Consider the following 23,207-nt stretch of genomic DNA (forward strand, 5'->3'; position numbering starts at 1 on the left):
CGCCATGGCGGAGGGGACGGCGGGCGGGCCGGCGGCGTTCGGTGCACGGCTCCAGGCGTTCCGCGGGCGGGCCGGACTGGGCCAGGAGGCGGCCGCGACGCGGGCCGGGATCAGCACCAGGGCGCTGCGCGACCTCGAACACGGCCGGGTCCGGCGGCCCCGGACGGACACCCTGCGACGGCTGGCCGGGGCCCTGGAGCTGACCGGCGCCGAACTGGCGGACCTGGTGGCCGCCGGCCGCACCGAGCCGGCCCGCGGCGCCGGCGCGCCCCGGCTGCTGATCCTCGGACCGCTCGCCCTCCAGCACGGCCGCACCCCCGTCCCGGTCACCGGTCCGATGCTGCGCCGCCTGCTCGGGCTGCTGGCCCTCAAGCACCCCGGTCCCGCCACCCCGCAGGAGATCACCGACACCCTCTGGCCGTCCGGGCCGCCCGGATCCCACCAGAGCCTCGTCCACGGCTACGTCAGCCAGGTCCGCCGGCTGCTGGCACCCGAGGACCTGAGGACCGCCCCGCCGACCGTCGTCCGCACGCCCACCGGCTACCGGCTGGAGGCCGCCCGGAACGAGATCGACCTCGGCCGGTTCGACGAACTGCTGGAGCGGGCGCACCAGTTGCACCGCGCACCAAACCCCGAGGCCGCGTACGAGGCGCTGACCCGGGCCCTGCGGTGCTGGCGCGGCCCGGTGCTCGCCGACGCGGACCCGGCGCTGCGCCGGCATCCGGCCGCGGTCGCGGCCGACGAACGGCGGGTCGGCGCCGCCCTGTTGCACGCCGACACGGCGCTGCTGCTGCGCCGCTCCGGGGAAGCCGTCCCGGTGCTGTCGGAGCTGGTGACCGCCGAGCCGCTGCACGAGGGCCTGCACGCCCGGCTGATCCTCGCGCTCGCGGGCTGCGGGGAGCAGGCCGCCGCGCTCACCGTGTTCGGCCGCCTGCGCGACCGGCTCGACGAGGAGTTGGGCGTCGCGCCGGGCCCGGAGGTCCACGACGCCCACCTGCGGGTGCTGCGCCGACAGGTGCCGCTCGCCCCGGTCGGCGGCGCCGCCCCGACCGGCCCGCGTTCGACCGGCCCGCTCGCCGCCGCGGCGCGCCCGGCCCAACTGCCCGCCGCGACCGGCTGCTACGTCGGACGGCGGCAGCAACTGGAGGAGCTGGACGCCCTCGTGGCGCCCGACCCGGCACGACGCCCGCACGTGGTGGCGGTGGTCGGCGCGCCCGGGATCGGCAAGACCGCCCTCGCCACGCACTGGGCACACGCGCGGCGCAAGCACTTCGAGGACGGGCAGCTGTTCGTCGACCTGCACGGCCACTCCCGGCTCCCGGCGCTGCGCCCCGGCGACGTCCTGGCCCGGTTCCTCCGCGCCCTGGGCGTCCGGCCCGACCGGCTGCCCGCGGACCAGGACGAGGCCGCGGCGCTGTACCGCACACTGCTCGCCGACCGGCGCATGCTGATCGTGCTGGACAACGCCCGCGACGCCGAGCAGGTCAGACCGCTGATCCCGGGCGCCCCGGGCTGCGCCGTCCTGATCACCAGCCGCAGCAGGCTCGCCGGACTGGTCGTCGACGGCGCCCGCCGGCTCGGTCTGGACGTGCTCGGCCCGGACGAGGCCCGCCACCTGCTGGGCAGCACCGTCGGCGCGTGCCGGGTCGCGGCCGAGGAGGAGGCGGCCCGCGAGCTCGTACGGCTCTGCGGCGGACTGCCGCTGGCGATCCGCATCGCCGGCGCCAACCTGGTGTCCCGCGGCACCCGGATCGCCGACCACTGCGCCGAGTTGGCGGGCGGCGACGTACTCGGCCGGCTGCACGTCGAAGGGGACCGGCACTCGACGGTGCGGGCCGCCTTCGACCTCTCCTACCGCGCGCTCCCGCCCGCCGCCCGGCGGATGTTCCGGCTCCTCGGCCTGATGCCCGGCCCGGACCTCACCGCGGACGGCGCCGCCGCGCTGGCGGGCTCCGCCCCGGCCGCGTCCGCCGCGCTGCTGGCGGCCCTGGCCGACGCCCACCTGGTGCAGGAACGGGCGGCCGGCCGGTTCGGACTGCACGACCTGCTGCGCTCCTACGCCCGCGAGCTGGTCGGCGGCGCCGAGGCGCACGCCGCCCGGAACCGGCTGTTCGGCTGGTACCTGGACCGCACCGACGCCGCGGCCCGACTGCTCTTCCCCACCGCGCCCGCCGCGGACCCGGCCGCCGGAGCGGCGCCGTCCGCGCCCGCCTTCCCCGACCACGGCCGGGCCGCGCAGTGGCTGGAGCGCGAACGCGAGAACCTGGCCGGCGCCGTCCAGGAGGCGTCCGGCACCGGCTTCACCGCCGTCGCCCGGCGGCTGGCCCGGCACCTGCACAGCTACCTGTCGACCGGGATGTACACCGGCGACTGCTCCGACGTCGCGACCGCCGCCCGGCTGCGACGCACCCGCCCCGGCCGCCGGGAGGATCCCGACGAGGACATCACCACCCTCGGCCTGGTCTGCTGGCAGCTCGGCCGGCTGCACGAGGCCGCCGCGCACTTCACCCAGGTGGCCCGCCACTTCCGCGAGCTCGACGCGGGCCGCGCGGAGGCGATCTCGTACACCAACCTCGGAGTCGTCCACCGGGCGCTGGGACGCCCCGCGGACGCGATCCGGGTGCTCGGCGGGACGCTCCCGGCGCATCTGCGCAGCGGCAACAAGTTCAGCGAGACGGTGGCCCTGAACGCCCTCTCCGGCGCCCACACCGACCTGGGCGACCACGCCACCGGCCGGCTGCTGGCCCACACCGCGCTCGCCGGCGCGCGGACCCTGCGCAACCGGGCGCTGGAGGCCAACGCCTTCCTGGCCCTGGGCGCGGCGCAGGAGCGCGCCCACCGGCCCTCCGACGCGGCCGACAGCTACCGCGAGGCGCTGCGCCTCGCCGAGTCGGTGCACGACCGCTTCCCGCAGGCCGCCGCGCTCGTCGGGCTCGCGACGGTCCAGACGTGCCGGGAGCCGCGGGCCGCCCTGCGCACCGCGGAGCGCGCCGTCGCGCTCTCCCGCGAGGCCCGGTTCCGGATGCTCGAAGGCTGCGCGCTCGACGCGCTGGCCCGGACCCGGTTGCGCCTCGGCGAGTCGCGGACCGCCCTGGAGAGCGGACGCGCCGCCCTCGCCGTGCACCGCGAGACCGGGCACCGGCCCGGCGAGGCGCGCAGCCAACTGGCGCTCGGCCACGCGCAGTCGGCCCTCGGCGCGCGCGGCCCGGCGTTCGAGCACTGGCGCGAGGCACGGCGGCTCTCCCGGGCGATGGGCGGCGTCCGGCTCCGCTGAGCACCGCTGAGCACCGCTGAGCGCCGGGCGGCGGCAGAAGGACCGGTCCGGCAGTTTCCCCGGTTCTGCCGGTCCCCCCGGCCCGGCCGCCGGGCACGCGACAGAACCGCAGGTCAGCACGGAGGTGCCCGCCCGGAACCCGCCTGCGGCCGAGCCCTTTCCCCTCCGGTCCGGCTACGGGAGCCCGACCAGCGCGGCTCCGTACGGTGGTCGCACCCCAGGCCGTGATCCCCCAGGAGCGTCCGATGAGCCGCTACGACCACCTCGCGTTCACCCCCGCGGTGCGCCGCGTCCAGCAGGAACTCGGCAGCGCCGCGGCGGCCGAGCGCCGCCTGCGGACGCCGGGCGGTGAGGAGCCCCAAACGCTCACCGGCGTCGAGGCCGACTTCATCCGCGGCCTCGACGGCTTCCTGTTCGCCACCGTGGGCGCGACCGGCTGGCCGTACCTCCAGTTCCGGGGCGGCCCACCGGGCTTCGTCCACGTCCTGAACGAGCGGACCCTCGGCTACCTGGACGTCCGGGGCAACCGGCAGTACATCACCACCGGCAACCTGCGCGGCGACGGCCGGGTCGCGCTCTTCTTCCTCGACCACGCCCGCCGGGCCCGCCTCAAGCTGTACGGCCGCGCCACCGCCGTCCCGGTCGGCGACGCCCCCGCGCTCACCGCCCGGCTGGACTCGCCGCGCACCGACGGCACGGTCGAACAGGTCGTCACCATCCGGGTGGAGGCCTTCGCCTGGAACTGCCCGAACCACATCACCCCCCGCCTCAGCCACCGCGAACTCACCGACCGCCTCGCACGGCTGGAGCGGGAGAACGCCGCCCTGCGCGCGGAACTCGCCGCGCACGACCGAGGAACCGAACGCCCGTGAAAGACCTCCTGACCGACCTGCCGTCCGACGCGCCGCTCTCCCCGGCGACGCCGCCGACCACCGAACCGGCGATCTGGTCCCGCAACTTCCGCTCCTACTTCACCGCCCGCAGCGCCGGCCTGCTCAGCTGGGCGATGCTGCCGGTCGCGGTCTCGGCCGGCCTGCTCAGCGGCGGGTACGGCCTGGACACCGCGGGGTACGCGATGGCCTTCCTGGTCGGCCCGTTCGCCGGCCTGGTGCTGTTCGGCGGGGTGCTCGCCGACCGCTTCACCGCCCGCCGGATGATGATCGCCGCCGACCTGGCCAACCTCACCACCCAAGCCCTGCTCGCCCTCCTCTTCCTCCACGGCATCGACCACCCCTGGCAGCTGTACGCCCTGCTGGCGGCGAGCGGCACCGCCAACGCGATGTTCCAGCCGGGCGCCTCCTCGACCGTCCCGCTGGTCGCGCGCGACGTCCAGGGCGCCAACGGCGTGCTCCGCACCGCCGAGGCGCTCACCGGACTCGGCGGCCCGGCGCTGGCCGGCGTCCTGGTCGGGCTCGGGAACACCGCCTGGGTGATGGTGATCTCCGCCGTCGCCTACGGAACCAGCGCCGCCTGCCTGTTCGCGCTCCGGCTCGGTCCGGTGCCCGCCCCGCCGGCCGGCGAGAGCTTCCGGCACGACCTCGCCGTCGGCTGGCGGGAGTTCCGCTCCCGCAGCTGGCTCTGGGGCGTGATCGTCATCTGGATGGTCTTCGCGGTGCTCTCCTGGGGCCCGCAGCTGACGGTGGCCGCCGGCGTCATCGTCCCCGAGCACGGCCCGACCGCCTTCGGCCTGCTCAACTGCGCCCTGGGCGCGGGCACCGTCGCCGGCGGCCTGCTGGCGATCCGCTACAAGCCCGCCCGCCCGCTCGCCGCCGGAGCCGTGGCGATACTGGCCTACCCCCTCTACCCGCTCGGCATCGTCCTCGACTGGCCGCTCTGGCTGCTGGCCGCCGCCCAGATCGCGGTCGGCGCCGGCACCGGCGTCTGGAGCGTCATGTGGGCCACCAGCGTCCAGACCCAGGTCCCCGGTGAGGTCCTCAACCGCGTCCACGCCTACGAGGTCGCCGGCTCCGTCGGCATGTACCCCCTCGGCAGCGCCCTGGCCGGCCCCGCCACCCACGCCTTCGGCACCGACCGCGTCCTCCTCCTCGGCGCCGCCGTAGCCCTCCTCACCGCCCTCGCCCTCCTCACCACCCGCCCCATCCGCACCCTCCCCCGCGCCCACCCCCGGCCCCACCCGGACAACACAAAAGCCGCAGGTCACTGACCTGCGGCTTTACCGTGGAGCGGGCGACGAGAATCGAACTCGCGCTATAAGCTTGGGAATCTCTTTCAGCCAAACGGGCATAACCGCAGGTCGCAGGCCGGATGCGCGCCTACGGTGAAGCCTCGAAGTGCTCAGATCCTTGACCGCTGTTGACCGTGGTTTACCGCTGCTACCCGCGCGCTAGTCGCGCACGACGCGTTTTGGCCGTTTCGATTCGTCGGCGGGCCGCCGTCGTCGGCGCCAGCCGAAGCTGCACGATCACCGGCGCGGCAGGCCGGGCTCGCGCCGGCCTGCCGGAGGTCGGTGACCTCGTCTGAGCACCTGGTTCGCTGGTGCCCGAGCTACTCCTGCAAGCGCGACCAGGCGGAACCGATCACCCCGACGCGGTCGCGTTCGCAGTAGAAGGCGGGACGGTCGCTTTGTCCGCCGCTATCGCCCTCCTGGAGGGCATCGCCCCGAGGAGGACGGAACCAGGTCATCTCGTTGGGCCGGTACATGCAGAGCGCCCAGAATATGAATACGGACGGCCGCGTGCTGATGGTCCAGCTGCGGGTGAAGGAGGGCGAGCTGATCGTCGACCGGGCACGGCACCCTGCTCGCCGTCACACTGAACGGCGGCAGTCGCCACGAAGTCACACAGCAGCTGCCCCTGCTGGGGATACCGTCTCACCGATCCGCGGTCTGCGCTCGTAATGCACGAGGTCGTTACTGAAGTTGAATTAGTGATGTCGGTGTGAAGCTGGTCAGCCGTCCATGGTCAGGCCTGTGGTGACGAGACACCCGTCAACGAGGTGGGGGCGATACTGGATCTGTTTCAGGCTGCTCAGGCCAGCTGGTCGAGGTTCGCGGCGGCGAGGTTGCCGATGGTGCGCTTGACCAGCCACCAGATGCCCTCTTGTGGGTGGAGGTCCGGTGCGTACGAGGGGAGCTGGAAGACGGTCGGGCGGTCCTTGCTCGCCTGGACGAACTCCTGCATCGGCGGCCGGGATACCGGTTTCGAGTAGGTCCGCTTCCGATGGCGCTGACTCCGTTGCGCGGTTGTCGGTCCGGCTGCCCCGCGGCCGGACCGGCCGCCGCGCGAGGGTGCTCCGCACGCCCGTGCGCACATCTTCGCGCCCCGGGGATGAGGCTTTCGCGCCCCCTGCGGCCGTCCTTCGGGCTCCTGCTCGCAAGGGGCGTCCTCCTTCCGACATCGCCGCCGAACGGAGCACTGGTGGCCACAGGTCTTTGTTTTGCCGCCTTCGCCGAACTGCACCACGGCCACTACGAGATGTACGCGCGGGTACGCCTGGGCGACGCCGGTCTCGCCGAACGGGTCGTCGCGCTCGTTCTGCGCAGGACCCGGACCGAGTGGGACCGGGCGCTGCGTGACGGGCCCGCAGCGTTCACGTGGTGCGTGCTGCGTGAGGCCGTCACCGCGGCCCGCGCGCTCGCCCCGGCCCCGCCGCCGGGCGGCCTTCACCGCGTGATGCCCGACCAGGCCGCCGACGCCGCGCTGCTGCACGACCGTCTCGGTCTGGCGCCGGCCGCCGTGGCCGCGGTGATGGGGCTGGACGAGCCGACCGTGCGCGCCCGGCTACTGGCTGCGCACCGCCGGTGCGCCGATCGCGTCGGTTCGGGAGGCTGGCGCACCAGCCACCCCGGTCGGCGACCCAAGGTTACAATCTGGCATCATTCCTCGAGCCATTGAAGGTCGCGGAGGTCGGGATCCAGCCGATTCCCAGTTCGGCGAGGACGAGCGAACCGGACACGAGTAAACACGCAGAGTGATGACTGGAGCCAGAATTGCAAACTATGCCCGCAACGGGCCATTACAACCTGTAGTGAGGTGTGATGCACGGGGCGTGGATAAGCGAGCGGCGGCTGACGGCGATCAGTCGTGCGACTCTCTCGGTGCCAGTCCGGCAAGCGATTATCGATCAGCAGCTTCAGCCCGGGGCAAGCATTCTCGACTACGGCTGCGGCCGGGGTGACGATGTGCGCAGCTTGCGCCATATGAACTTGAACGTCACTGGCTGGGATCCGCACTACTTCCCGACCAGCCAGCAGGAGCCAGCGGACGTCGTGCTGATCACCTACGTCTTGAATGTGATCGAGGACCCCGCCGAGCGGCGCGAAACGCTCTTGCGCGCCTGGGAGTTGACTCGTGGGGTGCTGGTGGCATCGACCCGATTGGTATGGGAGCGGAACAAGGTCAACGGCGCTCAGGTCGCCGATGGCGTCCTAACGAGTCGGGGCACGTTTCAGCATCTTTTCGGCGCGGGCGAGTTGCGCAGCTTTGTCCAGGACGTTACCGGAGTGCGCTGCGTTTCAGCAGCCCCCGGGGTCGTCTACGCGTTCCGGAACGACGTCGATAGAATCGCGTTCCTGGCTCGACGGATCGTGCCGGACGCAGGGTGGTTGGCCTCGGAGGACACCGCTTCGGCAATCGCCTCGGTGGTGGACTTCACTGAGCGGCGCGGGAGGCTGCCCCAGCTGGAGGAAATGCCGGTTCCGCTCTCCAGGTTGCTCGGTCACCTGCAGGGTTCAGAGATCCGGCGCTTGGTGCAGCGTTCTGCCGATTCGGAGAAGGTTACTGAGGGGGGCAAACGGACCACGTTGGGCACGCTGCTGTTCCTGGCGGTGGAGCTGTTCAACGGCCGGGGTCCGTTCGGGAGCTTGCCACTGCAGGTACGGCTGGACATTCGGACGCACTTCTCGTCCTATTTGGAGGCATGCAAGCGTGCCGACCGGCTGTTGCTGAAGCTACGTGACGATTCGTACGTGCGGGGCGCAATGCAGGCCTCCTCGGTCGGCAAGCTGACTCCGACGGCGCTCTACGTGCACCGCAGGGCAATCGACCAGATGCCGACTGTCCTACGGCTGTACGAGCATTGCGCGGCGATCGCTGCCGGCCGGCCTCCGGACTGGACGCTGATCAAGCTCAAGCACCGAGGCCGCGCTGTGAGTTGGCTCGACTATCCGGACTTCGACGCCGACCCGCACCCGCGGCTGCGTTCCTCGTACTCTGTCGAGATGGTCGGCTTGGAGACTACGTACCTGTCGTACGAGAACTCACCGAGCAGACCGCTGCTGCACCGCAAGCACGAGTTCCTCTCCCCAGACGATCCAGACGTACCCAAGTACCGGCGGCTCACCGACGCCGAGGTCCGCGCTGGCCTCTACGAGTCCCCGCATCTGATCGGAACGGAACAGGGCTGGGAGGCGGAGCTGGAGCGCTGCGGTCGTTCGCTGTGCGGGCACCGGCTGGTGCGGCGCATCCAGCAGCCGCGCGCCGTTGGGGATGATGCACGCTCCCCAAAACCTACTGCTGGAACTGGTTGACAGCGGCAACAAGTTCGGCCGCATCGAAGTCCTCAACCTGGGAGGGGAACCACGACAGGCGCAACCCGTTCGAGGAGACCTTCTCTGGCAAGCCCATGGCGGTCAGGACATGGCTGGGGGTGTAGGAGGCGCTGGTGCAAGCCGACCCGGTCGCGACTGCTGCGACGTTCTTGAGTCTGACGATGAGAGCCTCGGCGTCCACCTCGTCGAAGGAGATGTTGAGGATGTGCGGGACGGCGTGGTCGGGGTCACCGTTCAGATGGAAGCGAGTGGCGGCGAGTTCACCCAGGAGCTGCTCGCGGAACTTCTGCGCCCCGGCGAGCCATTGCTGGTGCTCATTGCGGAAGACCTCTTCCGCCTTGGCAAGTCCCATGATCAACGGGACCGGAAGGGTGCCCGGGCGGAGTTTTCGCTCCTGGCCGCCGCCGAACATGAGGGGTTGCAGGGGCACCCGGTCCCAGCCGCGCTTACGGACAAGCAGCGCGCCGACGCCCTTGGGGGCGCCAATCTTGTGGCCGCTGATGCTGACGAGGTCAATCGGCGCGGTGAGGTCCTCGGGGAGCTTGGCGAAGCCCTGGGCTGCGTCGACGTGGAAGTAGGTAGGGGTCTCGCGTAGGATGCGGGCCAGTTCGGCGACGGGCTGGATGACGCCCGTCTCATTGTTGACGTGCATCAGCGACACGAGCAGGGTCTCGGGACGCAAGCGCTCCTGGACCGCTTCGACGCTGACCCTGCCGCACTGGTCGGGTTTGAGGAAGTCGACCTCGAAACCGCGGCTCTGCAGGTGCTCCAGTGGTTCGATGACCGCCTTGTGCTCGATCGCCGAGGTGATGATGTGACGGCGTCCAGTCAGTTCGCCATGAGGCGCGAGTCCAAGCAACGCAATGTTGTTGCTTTCTGTCGCTCCACTGGTAAAGATCAACTCATTCGACTCGGCCGCGAGTTGAGCAGCGAGCTGGCCGCGCGCCTGCCCCACCGCCCTCTTGGCTCGAGCGCCGTAGTCATGGGTGCGACTGCCGGCGTTGCCGAAGTCTTCGGTCATCCAGTGCATGACGACCTCGGCTACGCGCGAGTCGACTCGCGTGGTGGCAGCGGCGTCCATGTACGTTACCAGCATCGCTACTCTCGTCTCCAAATCCCGCCGTGTACGTCATCCAGATAACGTACGTCACGGTACGATACAGCTGTGACGGATCAGAGAGTGGCACGTACGACTGGCGAGACGACGTCTGTCGGCTTCCAGTACGTTTTTCCTGCCATCCGGGGGGTTCAGGCCGGCAGAGAGTTCTTTGTATCGATGTGTCCCTTGCGGCTCATCCCGAAGATCTTCCTCTTCGATGACGACGAGATCGCTCCCGAGGTCCGCGCCCAGCGCGTCCTCAACAAGGGACGGCTGCCCGCATTGTCCCGCTACATCCTCGACAACCCCGACGACTACGTGTTCAGTGCGCTGACCGCGTCCATCGACGGGGACATCGCCTTCGAGGGCATCGCAGGCGAGGGCACCGGCATGCGCGCGGGCCAGATTCGGGTACCGATGGCAGCCAAGTTCTTGATCAACGATGGGCAGCACCGCCGCGCTGCCATCGAGCTGGCCCTCAAGGAAAATCCGGATCTTGGGGACGAGACGATCGCCGTCGTCTTCTTCCACGACGCCGGCCTCGCGCGCTCGCAGCAGATGTTCGCCGACCTGAACCGCCACGCGGTCCGACCCTCCCGTTCCATCGGCGTCCTCTACGACCAGCGCGACGACCTCGCGAACCTGACCCGGCTGCTGGCGCTGAAGTCCCCGGTGTTCAAGCAGCACGTCGAGATGGAGAGCAGCACCCTCTCCGCACGCTCGCGCAAACTGTTCACTCTCAGCGCCCTGCACTCGGGCAACCAGGCCCTGTTGCTGGGCCTGGAATTGAAGCGCGAGGACGCCAACACCCTGGTGCAGGAGTTCTGGGAGCACATCGACACCCTCATCCCCGAGTGGGCAATGGTGCGCGACCGCCGTCTGACGGCTCCCGACGTGCGCCGCGATTACATCCACAGCCACGGCATCGCGCTCCACGCGCTGGGCCGCGTCGGCAACACCCTGGTACGCGAATCAGTCGATCCTGCGGTGTGGCAGCAGAGATTGAAGAGGCTCACCTCAGTTGACTGGTCCCGCACCAACCACGACTGGGAAGGCCGGGCGATCATTGGCGGCCGGGTCTCCAAGAGCCATACCCAGGTCACATTGACTGTCAACTACCTGCGCCGCGCGCTGAAGCTGCGGCTCAGCCCCGAAGAGCAGCGTGCCGAAGACGCCAACAAACGAGGAGACGCATGAGCACCCTGATCCCGACCCCAGTTCGACGGGTCGTGCCGTTCGAGGGCAGCGGCCTGAAGCAGGTCGTAGCCGAGCTCACGGACGAGATCCGCGAGCTGTACCTCGCGGACGAGGTGCCCTGGGTCGTCGGCTACAGCGGTGGCAAGGATTCCACCGCCACCCTGCAGTTGGTGTGGCTGGCCCTGAAGGAGGTGCCGGTCGAGCAGCGCAAGAAGACCGTGTACGTCATCAGCACGGATACACTGGTGGAGAACCCGGTCGTGGCCGCGTGGGTCTCGCAGTCCCTGGAAACCATGCGGCAGGCAGCCGTCAAGCAGGAGCTGCCCATCGAGCCGAACCGGCTCACCCCGGAGATCAAGGACACCTTCTGGGTGAACCTGATCGGGCGCGGCTACCCCGCGCCCCGGCCGAAGTTCCGCTGGTGCACCGAACGTATGAAGATCCGCCCGTCGAACTCTTTCATTCGCCGGGTGGTGCGTCGCCACGGTGAGGCGATCATGGTGCTGGGTATCCGCAAGCAGGAGAGCCAGTCCCGTGCCCGCGCAATGGCCAAGCACGAGAAGCGGCGCGTACAAGAGCGTCTCTCCCCCAACGGCAATCTGCCGAACTCGCTGGTCTACAGCCCGATCGAAGCGTGGTCCAACGACGAGGTATGGACCTTCCTGATGCAGCAGGACAACCCCTGGGGTCACCGCAACAAGGACCTGCTGACGATGTACCAGAGCGCGACCGAGGACCAGGAGTGCCCGCTGGTCGTCGACAGCTCCACTCCCTCTTGCGGTGACAGCCGCTTCGGCTGCTGGACTTGCACGCTCGTCGAGAAGGACAAGTCGATGGCGGCGATGGTCAACAACGCCGACAACGAGATGGAGTGGATGGAGCCGCTCCTCTCGCTGCGCAACAAGCTGGACGTGACCGGCGAGGAAGAGCACAAGCTCCGGGACTTCCGCAAGATGAACGGCAGCATCCAGCTGTTCGACGAGCGCATCGTCCACGGCCCCTACACCCAGGCAGCCCGCGAGGACTGGCTGCGCCAGCTGCTGGCCGCGCAGAGCGTGGTGCGCCAGCTGGCACCTGAGCATGTCCGCAACATAGAGCTGATCACGATGGAGGAGCTCCACGAGATCCGCCGGATGTGGGTCTTCGAGAAGCACGAGGTCGAGGATTCCCTGCCCCGGATCTACGAGGAGGAGACCCACGAGTCCTTCCCCGGCCGGCCCCTGGACGAGCACCTCGCGCTCGGTGCCGGTGAGATCGACCTGCTGCGCGAAGCCTGCGACGGTGACGACCTGCTGTTCACAACCGCCCGCGAACTGCTGGAGGTGGAGCGCAAGTTCCGCACCATGACCCGGCGCTCGGGCCTGTTCGAGGCCCTGGAGAAGACTGTCAAGCGCGGCTTCTTCGATGGCAAGGATGATGCGCACGCACACGCGCTGAACAAGAAGAAGTTGCGCGAAGAGATCGCCGACCGCCTGCCGATGACGCTGACCGAGGACGAAGACACCGCCGATGCTTCTGCGTAACATCACCCTTCGCGATTTTGGGGCCTATCGGGGAAACCAGTCCCTGGAGCTCTCCACCAGCCCCGGGCGGCCCATCGTCCTGATCGGCGGCATGAACGGCTGCGGCAAAACCACCTTGCTCGACGCGCTCCAGCTGGTCCTGTACGGGCCGAGGGCACGCTGCAGTGGACGCGGCAACCGCCCGTACGAGACATACCTGCGCGAGTGCATCAACCGCCAGGCCGACCCATCCACCGGTGCGGAGATCGAGCTCGAGTTCTCCATCACCGTCGACGGCAACGAGCGCGTCTACCGCGTCTGCCGCAAGTGGGCTGCCAGCGGCAAGAGTCTGCACGAGTACGTCAACGTGCTCGTCAACGGCACCTGGGACCGGACCATCAGCGAAGGCTGGGCCGACCATGTCGAGGACCTCCTCCCGCTGGAGATCGGCTCGCTGTTCTTCTTCGATGGCGAGAAGATCGAATCCCTCGCCGACCCTGAACGCGCCTCCGCCGTGATCGAGTCCGCCGTGCACTCCCTGCTCGGCGTCAACACCGTGCAGCAGCTGCGCACCGACCTCCTCGCCCTACAGCGCCGGCAGAAGCTCACCGGCGAGGAGCGGGAGACCGTCGTCCAGATCCGCGAGCTGGAGAGTCGGCACGACGCCATCCAGCACGAGGTCGAAGCCGCCCACGCCAAGGTCGCCGAGCTGCGCTCCCGGCTGGACGCCGCCAAGGTCACCCTGGACAACGCCGAATACTCCTTCCAGAAGGACGGCGGCGCCCTCTACGAGCGCCGTCGCGAGCTGGAAGCCCACCGCAAGGACGCTGCCAAGGCTCTGGCTGCCGACGAGGAGGCCCTGGCCAACCTTGCTGCCGGTCCGCTTCCGCTACTGCTGGTTGGCGACCAGCTGACCGCCGTCTACAAGCAGGCCACTGTCGAGCAACAGGCCGACGAGTCCGCGCAGATCATCGGGGTCCTTGCCAACCGCGACCGCGACATCCTGGACCGCCTCGACGCGCTTCTGTCCACCGCAGACCTGAACGCCTTCCGCGCCCACCTGGACGGCGACCGCAAGGAGCGTGAGCTCGCCGGCTCGGCCGAGCGCATCCTCGCACTCTCCCCCGACGGCTACGGACGGCTCGCTGGCCTTGACCAGGTCCTCACCCACGAAGTGCAGCGGGCCCAGGAACTACTTGCCCAGGCCGCCGAGCAGGCCAGCATCCTCGCGACCCTCGACCGACAGCTGGCCGGTGTGCCGGACGAGAAGGTCATCGCCACCCGCATCGCCGAGCGTGAGCAGTCAATGCGGGCAGTACACCGCCTGGAAGCCGACCTGGAGAGCGCCCTGGCTGTACACGCAACCAGCAAGGGCCGCCGCGAAGCACTCACCGCCGAGCTGGAACGCGCCCACGAGGCACGGGTCAAGACCCTGGTGCGGGCCGAGGAGGTCGCCCGGATCATCTCCTACTGTGACCGCCAGCGCGCCGTCCTCGACAAGTTCGGCACCGCCCTGCTGGCCCGGCACATCAACCGGCTGGAGGTCGCGGTCCTCGACAGCTTCACCAAGCTCATGCGCAAGCACGGCCTTATCCGCGGCCTGCGTATCGATACATCCCGCTACCAACTCACCCTAATCGGAGCCGACGGCGAACCCCTCGATCCCGGCCGTCTCAGCGCCGGCGAGCGCCAGCTCCTAGCCGTCTCCCTGGTCTGGGGGCTCGCACGGGTCGCAGGCAACTGGCTGCCCAGCGTGATCGACACTCCGCTCGGACGTCTCGACAGTCGGCACCGTGAGCACCTGGTGGACCGTTACTTCCCGCAGGCCAGCCATCAGGTCCTGCTGCTGTCCACCGACGAGGAGATCGACGAGCGGCTACTCATGCGGCTCAGGCCCTCCCTTGCCCACACGTACACCCTCGTACACGACGACACCACGTTCACCACCTCGGTCCAGCCGGGCTACTGGTGGGGCACTGGAGCATCGCATGTCGCTTGAGACCATCCGCCTGTCCCAGCCCGCCCGCGACCAGCTCGTCAGGTTGAAGCGGACGACGGGAATCAAGAACTGGAACGTGCTATGCCGCTGGGCCCTGACCCTGTCCCTGCGCGAGCCCTCCACACCCCTGATCAAGGAAATCGTCACCGACTCGAACGTCGAGATGTCCTGGAGGACCTTTGCGGGTACTTACGGCGACGCGTACCTCGCCCTGCTGCGGCAGCGCTGCGCGACTGACGGCCTGCCGCTCACGGATGAATCGCTCAGCCGTGAGCTGACGATTCACCTGCACCGCGGCATCGGCTACCTTGCCGGCAACAAGGAAATCGCAACAATCCGCCAGCTCGTCGGTTCAGCCTGCGAGTAGCGAGGCCGCCGAGATCGGCACGGAGCGGCGTGGGGTCGGCATCGACTCCACGCCCTCCTCTCTCGTTCCTGACAAGCCAAGATGCCAACCGATCAATGCCCTGTGGAATCGGGGAAGGCCGTGCGCGGCCTACAGGGTGGCTGATGAGACGGCCCCTCGCCAAGCTGGGATGCCTCGTCGTGGAGATGGCACTCGCGCTCTCCAGTCATCCGATCGACCTGAGGTGCACGCTCGGGCACTCTGCCGGAGGTGTGACTCTGCCGGCCGTCGCCTCATCACCGCCTCCCCCCTGCGGCACTTCAGGTTTCCTCCGGAGGGTGGGTAAGTGTCAGCAACATCCTCTAGTGTTCGTCCTCACGAGGAACCGTGCGCGAGCCCTCGGAGGCCCGACCGTGCCCAGAGGAGAGGCGCCGCTCACTATGACAAGCGAGCTGCAAGATCTTTTACATTGTCACGGAGAGTACTCCGCTGGACGCTCCGCGGATTCGATCAATTGTTCGAGCCGTCGGCTCAGGGCGATGCCTACAGCCCACCTTGACAGCTCTAATGGCCTTCTGACCTGCAGTTTCGCTGATCGACTCACGGTCTGGACCTCCGGACCCCGGCGGTCTGCTGCCGTCGAGGAATCCAAAACAACCGCAACACTGGGGGAAGTCCGGCTGTGACTAACGGTCTCGCGCATACACGTTTCACGATGCTCGACGTAGACCAGGCGCCCGAGTCTCCTGGGTTGTACGCCTGGTACGTGAACTTCAGCGCCGGTCCGCACGACTGGAAGATGCAGCCCAGTCCGGACGGTGACCAAGCGATCGAGGGCTTCCTGCGGCTGCTCAGAAAATACGCCGGCTACTACGAGCCCCTGCCCATCGCCCTGCGCGGAAGCGGATCGTATGGAGCCACATGGGAAGGAGAACTCGAACTCGACACTCCCATGCGAGAACCGGGAGCAGCAACGTCTGGTGTCGATGTCGAAGAGGACAAGCGCCTCGAGATACTGATGGGCTCTCTTGACAACGAGGAACGCCGTCGGGTCATGGCCACCATCATGGAGATGGCGTCCCCAGTGTTCTCTTCCCCGCTCTACATCGGTGTCGCAACCAACTTGCGCGATCGGTTGCGTACGCACCGCAGAAACTTCACCAAGACGTACGAATGGCTGCGCGAACACCCGGAAGACACCGAGACGGTCCGTGCGAAGGCCAAGTCCTTCGGCGCTCGGGCGGCTGCTCGCAACATCGCCATGGCGAACCTCGAAGCCTGGATCATCGATATCGGCGAGACGGGCAGCGACGACCTGACTACCAAGCACCTGCGGGACACCGCCGAGTCGGCCGAATGGCTGCTCCACCGTATGTACGCGCCGATTCTCGGAAGGCAGTAAAGAGACCATGTTCGGGACAGGAACCAAGCTCACATTCCGTGACTGCGTCCAGGGGACGTGGGGCAGCTTCACCACGCCCGCGGGCCGCGTGGACTACATCATGACTAAGGCCCGCCTCGGTGAGGACTCCGACGACCCGGAGCGCCAGCTCACCAAGAGCCTCGCTCCGGTGCGCGAGGTCATGGAAGCCGGGGACCTCGACTTCAACCAGCTCCTGCAGCGTGACCTGGACGACCATCGGGTTGCGGTGAACCTGATCCCTTACCTCCTGAACCGCAAGGCCACCGGGCCGGCGTTCTTCCCGCCGATCGTTGCGGTGCTGCTGCCCTTCCGCAGCAAGAAGCCCTCCTTGTTTCCCTCCCTGGGCGAGTCGGCCGTAATCGAGGACGACGGCGCCCGATGGCAGCAGGAGCAGGCCGGAACCTCGTTCCAGGTCCAGCGTCTGCTGGGCGCGGATGACCGGCTGCACCCGGCCAGTGTCGGCAAGCTGTGGTGGAACAAGATCGAGTCTCAGCTGGTGGTCCTCGACGGCCAGCACCGTGCTATGGCATTGCTCGCCGTCGAGCGAACCATGACGAAGAGCTGGCAGAACTCCGGCGGTGCCCGCTTCCGATCCTTCTATGAGAACCAGGTCATCCAGGCGCTGGCGAACGTCGGGGACATGGATTTGAGCAAAGTCGAGGTCCCGGTGACGGTCTGCTGGTTCCCCGAGGAAACTGGGGAGAAGGCCAAGCCCCACGAGGCAGCACGCAAGCTCTTCGTCGACGTCAACAAGGAGGCACGACCGCCGTCCAACTCGCGGATCATCCTGCTGTCGGACGCGGAACTGAGCAACGTGCTCACCCGTCGGATGCTCAGCGAGTTGCGTAACGATACCAGCAACAGCCTGTTGCCCATCTACGCAGTCGAGTACGACAACCCCGAAACGAACTCCACCCGGCCGGCCCGCTGGTCAGTTCTCACCAACATCCACCTGCTCAAGTTCGCTGTCGACCGCTGCGTCTTCGGCCCTCCCAAATACTTGAACGACGTCTCGCAGAAGCTCGGTGGTCGACTCAGCCAGAGCATCATGGACGCTTGCATGCAGACACAGTTGGAACTCACCAACCTGTTCCCCGATCAGTTTGAGGACGGCGGCTTCACCTACCAACGGGGCGACCTCGGCAACGAGAACTTCCCCCTCGGGAAGCTCGACGCGATCAGCGACCGCTTCGCGGGCACATGGGGCAAGGCAATGCTGTCCTTGCTCTCCCGTGTCTCCCCTTACGCGGCACACGCCAGCGCGTTGACCCAGTCGAAGGAAGACTGGCACATCGACGATACCGGTCTCACCCTCGCCCATGACGCCATGTTCGGCGGCGTCGGCGTGTATTGGACGCTCAAGGACAGCTACACCCACTACGAGGATCAGAAGAACAACGGGACGCGCCCAGCGAAGTCCGACGTGATCCGTGCGTGGGAAGCGCTCAAGATCCGCGAGGAAACCTTCGAGACCTACCGTGCGACGGAATACATGGGCTCTGGGCGTGTCGCTGCGCTCAAGCAGTCGAAGGCGGCGTACGCCGTGTTCAACACCCATGCCTGCCAGTTGGGCATGATGATGACCCTCGGTTCATTGTGGGAGCTTCGGAAAGCAGAGCCGGGCGAGGCGGACCTAAACGATCTACCGAAGTTTGCTGACGCACTCGCGGCGGCATGGAACGCCTATTTCGCATTGGAGCCCGGTAAGGCAAAGGACCGCCGACTCGCCTTCAACAAGTCCGAGATCAGCCACCCGCTTAACCAGATCGGCAACATGGACACCCCGCAGGCCGTGTACTTCCGGTACTTCTGGCTGCAGGTACTCGACACACCCGAAGCGTGGGCGAATGTCGAACCGTGGTTCAAGGACCGTTCGGCGTTCTCCGCGATGCTCGGCACCGCTCGCGGCCTCTACCTAGGCCTGTGCACGGACCAGCAGTTCAAGGCACTGCGGACCAGCAAGCCTGGCACCAGTGACGCGAAGCTCCGCGAGGAGGCGGCAGCGGCCGCCAACAAGACGCTCGGCCGCGCGCTCAAGGAATGGTTCTACGGCTCGGACGAGCCGTTCCGGCTCTGGTTGGAGCAGTTCAAGCAAGCAGAGAAGCCCGCCTCTCATGTCGAATTCGGAGGAGACGATGCCTCTTCCGACAGAGCGGAGGACGCCGCAAACGAGGCCGAAGTTGCCGAGGACGCCCCCGCCACCAGCATCGACGAATTGCTCGGCGAGTAGATCAGGATCTGGCGGCGAGGACACAACCCGTCCTCGCCGCAGATCTGAGCAGTCAGCCCATCCGCCACAGACAAGGCCATCACGATGTCGTCCCCCGTCTCGTCGCCACCTCAGACATGGCGTTCCCTGCTGTCGTGGCTGGACCGGGTATCCGGTGAGCAGGCGCTGACGCTCCAGGGCTTGGGCGGGCCGGCGCAGTGGTGGCTGCACGAGGGACCGGCAGAGACCGAGTCGCGGCGCCACTATCTCAAAGACATCCTCGACACCCTGGGTTCCTTCCTCGAAACGAAACCGTTCGACGAGGAACCCCTGGGAACGCTCCTGCCAACTGTGCCACCACAGAGGAGCACCTCAAGTCTCGACCTCAACTCTCGGACCCTTACAGCTCTGAAGTTGCTTGGTGGGGCGACCCTCCGCGGGCTGCGAAGCGTCACGCCAGCCGACATACTTGCGATGCACACAACAAGCTACCGTGATCGCCGGGAGTGCCTGGTCGTACTCGTACGTGCCGCAACTCTGCCGGAGACAATGAACATGTCCGAGACCCATAGCAAATGGGAACAGCAGCCGGCGAACCTCGAAAAGCATGGCCTGACCTCCGATGACTCCTCGCAACCCGTCACATATGAGACGGGCAGCCCAGCCGAGGCACGAAACATCCGCGCTTGGGCTATCGCCAACGGTTTCGCCATTGCCGAGCGAGGTCGGCTCTCAGAAGCGGTCCGTGACGCCTACAAGGCTGCACATCGACGTCCCGAGACCACCAGAGCGGCCGAGTTGCGCCCAGCCGACGCGGCAGCCCCTGGGGCGCGCGCAGCCAATGAGCCGCATCAACGTCACGCCGAGACCGACTTTCTCCACTCGGGAGCGGCAATTCGCGCAGAAGCCATCAAGTCGTGGTTCGCCAGTCTGGACAATCGCCAGCAAGACCTGATCACTCTGCACCTGTGCGCCCAGGTGCCGCACACCGTCGACGACTTGGCAACGCAGCACCGCATTACGCGCGCCCGGATGGTGCAGTTGCTCCACGAGATCCCCCAGCAATTCGATTCCGCGGCAGCTCAGAACGGCGCGATGCGCAACGCCCTGATTCTCCTCAACCAGGCAACCTCCACGCCCGTGACCGGTCACGAACTCATCACACGGCACCCCTGGCTCGGGGTCGTAGTACCCGGGACTGAAGTGACGGTGCTGCAGGTGCTCATCGAGGTGCGCTGGTCCGGCTCGATGCAGCAGGGGTGGCTGTACTCAGACTCACTTCATGAAGCGCGGCGCGTGACGCAGCAGGCTCTGAGCCTGGAGCTGGGCGAGCGCATGTCCGTGACCGCTGCAACGCAGCTGCTCGCCAAGACCGGTTGGCAGTTGGTGCCGACCGAGGCATGGCTGCGCTTCTGCGGCTTGAGCCTCGTATCCAACCATGTGCAGCTTGATCCGGCAAAGCCCGCGGATCACTCGGGCGGACTGCACGCTCGACGTAGGGACATCGACTACGCGCTCGCGCCGGCACAGGACCCAGAGACGCGCGGCGAGCAGGTCCACGGGCCGGAGACTCCCGTTGCCCACCACTCCCGTACGCAGCAGCCTCCAGTTGGCGATGAGCGGCACGCACCCGTGGGGGTACGTCAACAGTTCACCGAAGCGCTCGACCAACTGCACGAATACGTCAGAGACAGCCACCCCGGAGTGCGGCTGGCGGATCTACTCCGTGGCGATGATCAGTTCCATGACGAGATAGGGACCTTGACGGCGCGCATCCTCGCTGCGAGCGCTGGTCCGGAGGGCTGGACGCTGCCTGCGGAGGCTTCCGACGCCTCGGCCCTCGGGTCGATCCCGACGGCGCCCGCCAGTATCGACAGGCCACAGCCCGGCGCGGAAGTCCCGGCGGGCCTGGAGCCGCTCGCCGACGAGGTGCCTGCTTCTCTCCGTGAGGCAGCCGTACCAATGTCTGCTTCTCCTGCCGAGTCGTTTGCTCTGGTAGCCAAGGGAGTCCGGGGGACACTCAAAGATCGTGCCCGGGAGGTTCTCGAAGAGCTCAGCCATCCGCTGCCCTCCCAGTTGCTGGCTGACCGTATGGGTGCCAACGTCAACCTGCGTTCACTGAAGGCTCAGCTTCAGAGCGATCCCCGCTTCATGCGCAGTGATGTCGACTCCTGGGGACTGCGTGAGTGGGATCTGCGCCCCTACACAACGATCAAGGAGTTGGTCGGGCAGGAGGTGGCCCGTGCAGACGGGGAGATCCCTACCGAGGAACTGGTCGAGATCCTGACGCGGGAGTTCTCCATCAATGAGTCGAGTGTGCGCCAGGTCGCCTCCACTCATCCGTTCACGGCTCGCGGTGGGATTGTTCGCCAGCTGGATTACGTGGGGTGGGCTGACGACACTTCCGGGGAGCCCCAGGTGGAGGCCAACACCAGCATCCCTGCGGTCGATGACGGCCCGTCGGTCAATGACCTGATCGACCTGATGGGATTGTCATGAACAGTCCTTCAGTCGTCCTGCGCCGCAGCGACCTGCTCGGCGACTATCGCAGCGACCGCTGCGATATAGTGCGCGACTTCTATGCTCCGGCCTTGGCGGCGGCTACTGCCTACGACCGCGCGGTCGGGTATTTCAGCGCTTCGGTGCTGGCGGTACTCGGGCTTGGGATCGGCGAGTTCGCTGCTCGCGGCGGGACGATGCGCGTCGTCGCCTCCCCACAGCTCAGCCAGGAGGACGTGGAGCAGATCAAGGCCGGCTATGCGCTGCGGATCGTCCTGGAGCAGGCAGCGCTGCGGGATCTGGAGCTGGCTGTCCAGGATCCGCGGGCGGCACACGGCTTGGGCCAGCTCGCTGCGCTCATCGCGGATGGCCGGCTGGACATCAAGCTCGCCTACGTCGAGGTCCAGGGCAGGGTCGGCATCTACCACGAGAAGATCGGCATCTTCCGTGACGGGCGGGACCTGGTCGCGTTCAAGGGCAGCGCGAACGAGACCATGCCTGGCCTGGTCGGCAACTTCGAGTCCATTGAGGTGTTCCGCACGTGGGAGCCGGGCGACGGCCCGCGCGCTGTGCGTATCGGCAAAGACTTCGAGGATCTGTGGCACGACCGCACCCCGCTGCTGCGCGTCATCGACTTCACCGATGCCGCGAGGGACATCATCGAGGCGTATGCGAAGCGCACAGCTCAGCAGCGTGAGCCTGCGCTGCCGCCCATGGACGGTGCCCCGCTGCCGCTGCCACTTCCGAACACCGCAGGCCGGCTGACCATCCCTGCGGAGCTGACGGTACGCGAGTACCAGAAGCAGGCCATCAGGCAGTGGTCGGCCCACGGTTGCCGGGGCATCCTGCGTATGGCCACCGGCACCGGCAAGACGCTGAGCGCCCTGTCAGCTGCCGCGCGGCTGGCCCAGGCACTGCACAAGAGCGGCGAGCCGCTGCTGACCCTGGTCATCGTCCCGTACCAGCACCTGGTCGACCAGTGGTCCAAGGACATCGCCTGGTTCGGAATGCAGCCCGTACGAGCCTACGAGTCCACGGCCAGTTGGTACGCGCAGGCCTCCTCGCTGTTGGACAGTCTGTCGCTGCGCTGCGCGCAGGGCGGCGTCATCGTGACCACCAACGTCACCTTCGCCGGAAAGCCCATGCAGGGCATCCTCGACCGCTACGAGGGGCGCCTGCTGGTCATTGCAGACGAGTGCCACAATCTGGGCGCCAGGCACCTGCGCGAGAAGCTACCCGACTCGGCGCAGTACCGGCTGGGGTTGTCCGCCACGCCGGAGCGCTGGTTCGACGATCGGGGCACGGACGCGCTGACGGAGTACTTCGGCGAGATCGTCTACGAGATGGGCATCGGTGATGCCATCAAGGCGGGTGCCCTCTGCCAGTACACGTACACCCCGGTGCTGATCGAGCTCGACGAGGAGGAGACCGAGCTCTACGCCGAGGTCACCAGCCAGATCGCCAGGATCATCGCATCGCAGGGCTTCTCCGAGGACGCCGACCGGGACAGCCCGCTGGGCAAGTTGCTGCGCAAGCGGTCGAACATCCTGGGCCATGCCCGCGCCAAGCTTCCCGCACTGCGGCAGGAGATCACCAAGCGGCGGAACGACTGGTACCAGTTGTTGTACTGCGCCGAGGGCCGCCACCCTCTCCTCTACGAGTACGGGGATGCCGAGGAGGCGACCCAGCTCCAGCAGGCACTGGTGATGGTGGGACAGGACCTACGCATGCCGGCCGCCCCGTACACCGCCGAGACCAGGCGCGACGAGCGGCAGAAGGTGCTGCGGCGCTTCGCACAGGGCCAGGACCTACAGGTGCTGCTGTCGATGAAGTGCCTGGACGAGGGGGTGGACGTGCCGGCCGCCCGCACCGCCTACCTCCTCGCCAGCTCCTCGAACCCACGGCAGTTCATCCAGCGCCGAGGCCGCGTGCTGCGAAAGTCGCCCGGCAAGAAGCGCGCAGACATCGTGGACTTCATAGTGGTCCCGCCCACGGGGACCGGCGCTCTGGCGCATGCGACCGAGCGCAATATGGTGGCCCGGGAGCTGACGAGGGTCACCGAGTTCGCGCGTCTCGCCGACAACGAGACTGAGACCCTTGACATCCTGCGTCCGCTACGCCAGCGCTACGGGCTCTTTGACACTTGACCT

At 67.9% G+C, this 23,207-nt stretch carries 15 protein-coding genes; 13 read left to right on the forward strand and 2 right to left on the reverse strand.

The genetic code is table 11. The features are described 5' to 3' along the window. Positions 1-4 precede the first annotated feature (4 nt). The 3 genes from ACFCLZ_RS18665 (at position 5) to ACFCLZ_RS18675 (ending at position 5,438) form a co-directional block, all read left to right on the forward strand. A complete protein-coding gene (locus tag ACFCLZ_RS18665; RefSeq protein ID WP_380286054.1) occupies positions 5-3,274 on the forward strand; it encodes a BTAD domain-containing putative transcriptional regulator in 3,270 nt (1,089 codons plus the stop codon). Between the two features lie 245 nt (positions 3,275-3,519). Next, a complete protein-coding gene (locus ACFCLZ_RS18670; protein WP_380286056.1) occupies positions 3,520-4,146 on the forward strand; it encodes a pyridoxamine 5'-phosphate oxidase family protein in 627 nt (208 codons plus the stop codon). Next, on the forward strand, positions 4,143-5,438 hold the full coding sequence (locus ACFCLZ_RS18675; RefSeq protein ID WP_380286057.1) for an MFS transporter: 1,296 nt from the start codon (positions 4,143-4,145) through the stop codon (positions 5,436-5,438). The genes ACFCLZ_RS18670 and ACFCLZ_RS18675 overlap by 4 nt, the downstream gene beginning before the upstream one ends. An 823-nt stretch (positions 5,439-6,261) precedes the next feature. Here ACFCLZ_RS18675 and ACFCLZ_RS18680 read toward each other — a convergent pair. Continuing rightward, positions 6,262-6,414: a hypothetical protein gene (locus ACFCLZ_RS18680; RefSeq protein ID WP_380286058.1), complete on the reverse strand. Its 153-nt coding sequence runs from the start codon at positions 6,412-6,414 to the stop codon at positions 6,262-6,264. A 237-nt stretch (positions 6,415-6,651) separates the two neighbouring features. Between ACFCLZ_RS18680 and ACFCLZ_RS18685 the strand changes: the two genes are divergently transcribed. Both ACFCLZ_RS18685 and ACFCLZ_RS18690 read left to right on the forward strand, forming a co-directional pair. After that, positions 6,652-7,128, forward strand: coding sequence for a hypothetical protein (locus ACFCLZ_RS18685; protein WP_380286059.1), 477 nt, complete (start codon positions 6,652-6,654; stop codon positions 7,126-7,128). A 143-nt stretch (positions 7,129-7,271) separates the two neighbouring features. Further along, entirely contained in the window at positions 7,272-8,762 is a 1,491-nt protein-coding gene (locus ACFCLZ_RS18690) for a DNA phosphorothioation-associated putative methyltransferase (protein ID WP_380286060.1), read from the forward strand. Here the strand turns inward: ACFCLZ_RS18690 and dndA are convergent. Next, a complete protein-coding gene (dndA, locus tag ACFCLZ_RS18695) occupies positions 8,743-9,879 on the reverse strand; it encodes a cysteine desulfurase DndA (protein WP_380286061.1) in 1,137 nt (378 codons plus the stop codon). The two genes, ACFCLZ_RS18690 and dndA, sit on opposite strands and share 20 nt — an antisense overlap. Positions 9,880-9,963: 84 nt before the next feature. Between dndA and dndB the strand changes: the two genes are divergently transcribed. From dndB to ACFCLZ_RS18735, 8 genes are all read left to right on the forward strand, one after another. Continuing rightward, on the forward strand, positions 9,964-11,079 hold the full coding sequence (gene dndB, locus ACFCLZ_RS18700; RefSeq protein ID WP_380286209.1) for a DNA sulfur modification protein DndB: 1,116 nt from the start codon (positions 9,964-9,966) through the stop codon (positions 11,077-11,079). Beyond that, a complete protein-coding gene (gene dndC, locus ACFCLZ_RS18705; protein ID WP_380277434.1) occupies positions 11,076-12,602 on the forward strand; it encodes a DNA phosphorothioation system sulfurtransferase DndC in 1,527 nt (508 codons plus the stop codon). Before dndB ends, dndC begins: the two co-directional genes overlap by 4 nt. Continuing rightward, the gene (gene dndD, locus ACFCLZ_RS18710; RefSeq protein WP_380277436.1) at positions 12,589-14,580 is read left to right on the forward strand and encodes a DNA sulfur modification protein DndD; all 1,992 of its coding nucleotides are present in this window, start codon (positions 12,589-12,591) and stop codon (positions 14,578-14,580) included. The genes dndC and dndD overlap by 14 nt, the downstream gene beginning before the upstream one ends. Then, complete coding sequence (gene dndE, locus ACFCLZ_RS18715) at positions 14,570-14,947, forward strand: DNA sulfur modification protein DndE (protein ID WP_380277438.1); 378 nt, start codon at positions 14,570-14,572, stop codon at positions 14,945-14,947. Before dndD ends, dndE begins: the two co-directional genes overlap by 11 nt. Before the next feature lie 694 nt (positions 14,948-15,641). Next, entirely contained in the window at positions 15,642-16,328 is a 687-nt protein-coding gene (locus ACFCLZ_RS18720; RefSeq protein ID WP_380277440.1) for a GIY-YIG nuclease family protein, read from the forward strand. Between the two features lie 88 nt (positions 16,329-16,416). Next, positions 16,417-18,579 carry a hypothetical protein gene (locus tag ACFCLZ_RS18725; RefSeq protein ID WP_380277441.1) on the forward strand — a complete coding sequence of 721 codons (2,163 nt, stop codon included), beginning with the start codon at positions 16,417-16,419 and terminating at the stop codon, positions 18,577-18,579. A gap of 84 nt (positions 18,580-18,663) precedes the next feature. Further along, positions 18,664-21,057: a histone-like nucleoid-structuring protein Lsr2 gene (locus ACFCLZ_RS18730; RefSeq protein WP_380277443.1), complete on the forward strand. Its 2,394-nt coding sequence runs from the start codon at positions 18,664-18,666 to the stop codon at positions 21,055-21,057. Beyond that, positions 21,054-23,204: a DEAD/DEAH box helicase family protein gene (locus ACFCLZ_RS18735; protein ID WP_380277445.1), complete on the forward strand. Its 2,151-nt coding sequence runs from the start codon at positions 21,054-21,056 to the stop codon at positions 23,202-23,204. Before ACFCLZ_RS18730 ends, ACFCLZ_RS18735 begins: the two co-directional genes overlap by 4 nt. The last annotated feature ends 3 nt before the right edge of the window (positions 23,205-23,207 follow it).

The sequence above is a fragment of the Kitasatospora purpeofusca genome, assembly GCF_042691725.1.
Taxonomy (GTDB): Bacteria; Actinomycetota; Actinomycetes; order Streptomycetales; family Streptomycetaceae; genus Kitasatospora; species Kitasatospora purpeofusca_B.

Coding starts and splice junctions, on each gene's coding strand:
- ACFCLZ_RS18720 (WP_380277440.1), top strand. CDS start 15,642: ATGCTCGACGTAGACCAGGCGCCCGAGTCTCCTGGGTTGTACGCCTGG.
- ACFCLZ_RS18730 (WP_380277443.1), top strand. CDS start 18,664: ATGTCGTCCCCCGTCTCGTCGCCACCTCAGACATGGCGTTCCCTGCTG.
- ACFCLZ_RS18670 (WP_380286056.1), top strand. CDS start 3,520: ATGAGCCGCTACGACCACCTCGCGTTCACCCCCGCGGTGCGCCGCGTC.
- ACFCLZ_RS18680 (WP_380286058.1), bottom strand. CDS start 6,414: ATGCAGGAGTTCGTCCAGGCGAGCAAGGACCGCCCGACCGTCTTCCAG.
- dndE (WP_380277438.1), top strand. CDS start 14,570: ATGTCGCTTGAGACCATCCGCCTGTCCCAGCCCGCCCGCGACCAGCTC.
- ACFCLZ_RS18665 (WP_380286054.1), top strand. CDS start 5: ATGGCGGAGGGGACGGCGGGCGGGCCGGCGGCGTTCGGTGCACGGCTC.
- dndA (WP_380286061.1), bottom strand. CDS start 9,879: ATGCTGGTAACGTACATGGACGCCGCTGCCACCACGCGAGTCGACTCG.
- dndD (WP_380277436.1), top strand. CDS start 12,589: ATGCTTCTGCGTAACATCACCCTTCGCGATTTTGGGGCCTATCGGGGA.
- dndC (WP_380277434.1), top strand. CDS start 11,076: ATGAGCACCCTGATCCCGACCCCAGTTCGACGGGTCGTGCCGTTCGAG.
- ACFCLZ_RS18735 (WP_380277445.1), top strand. CDS start 21,054: ATGAACAGTCCTTCAGTCGTCCTGCGCCGCAGCGACCTGCTCGGCGAC.
- ACFCLZ_RS18690 (WP_380286060.1), top strand. CDS start 7,272: ATGCACGGGGCGTGGATAAGCGAGCGGCGGCTGACGGCGATCAGTCGT.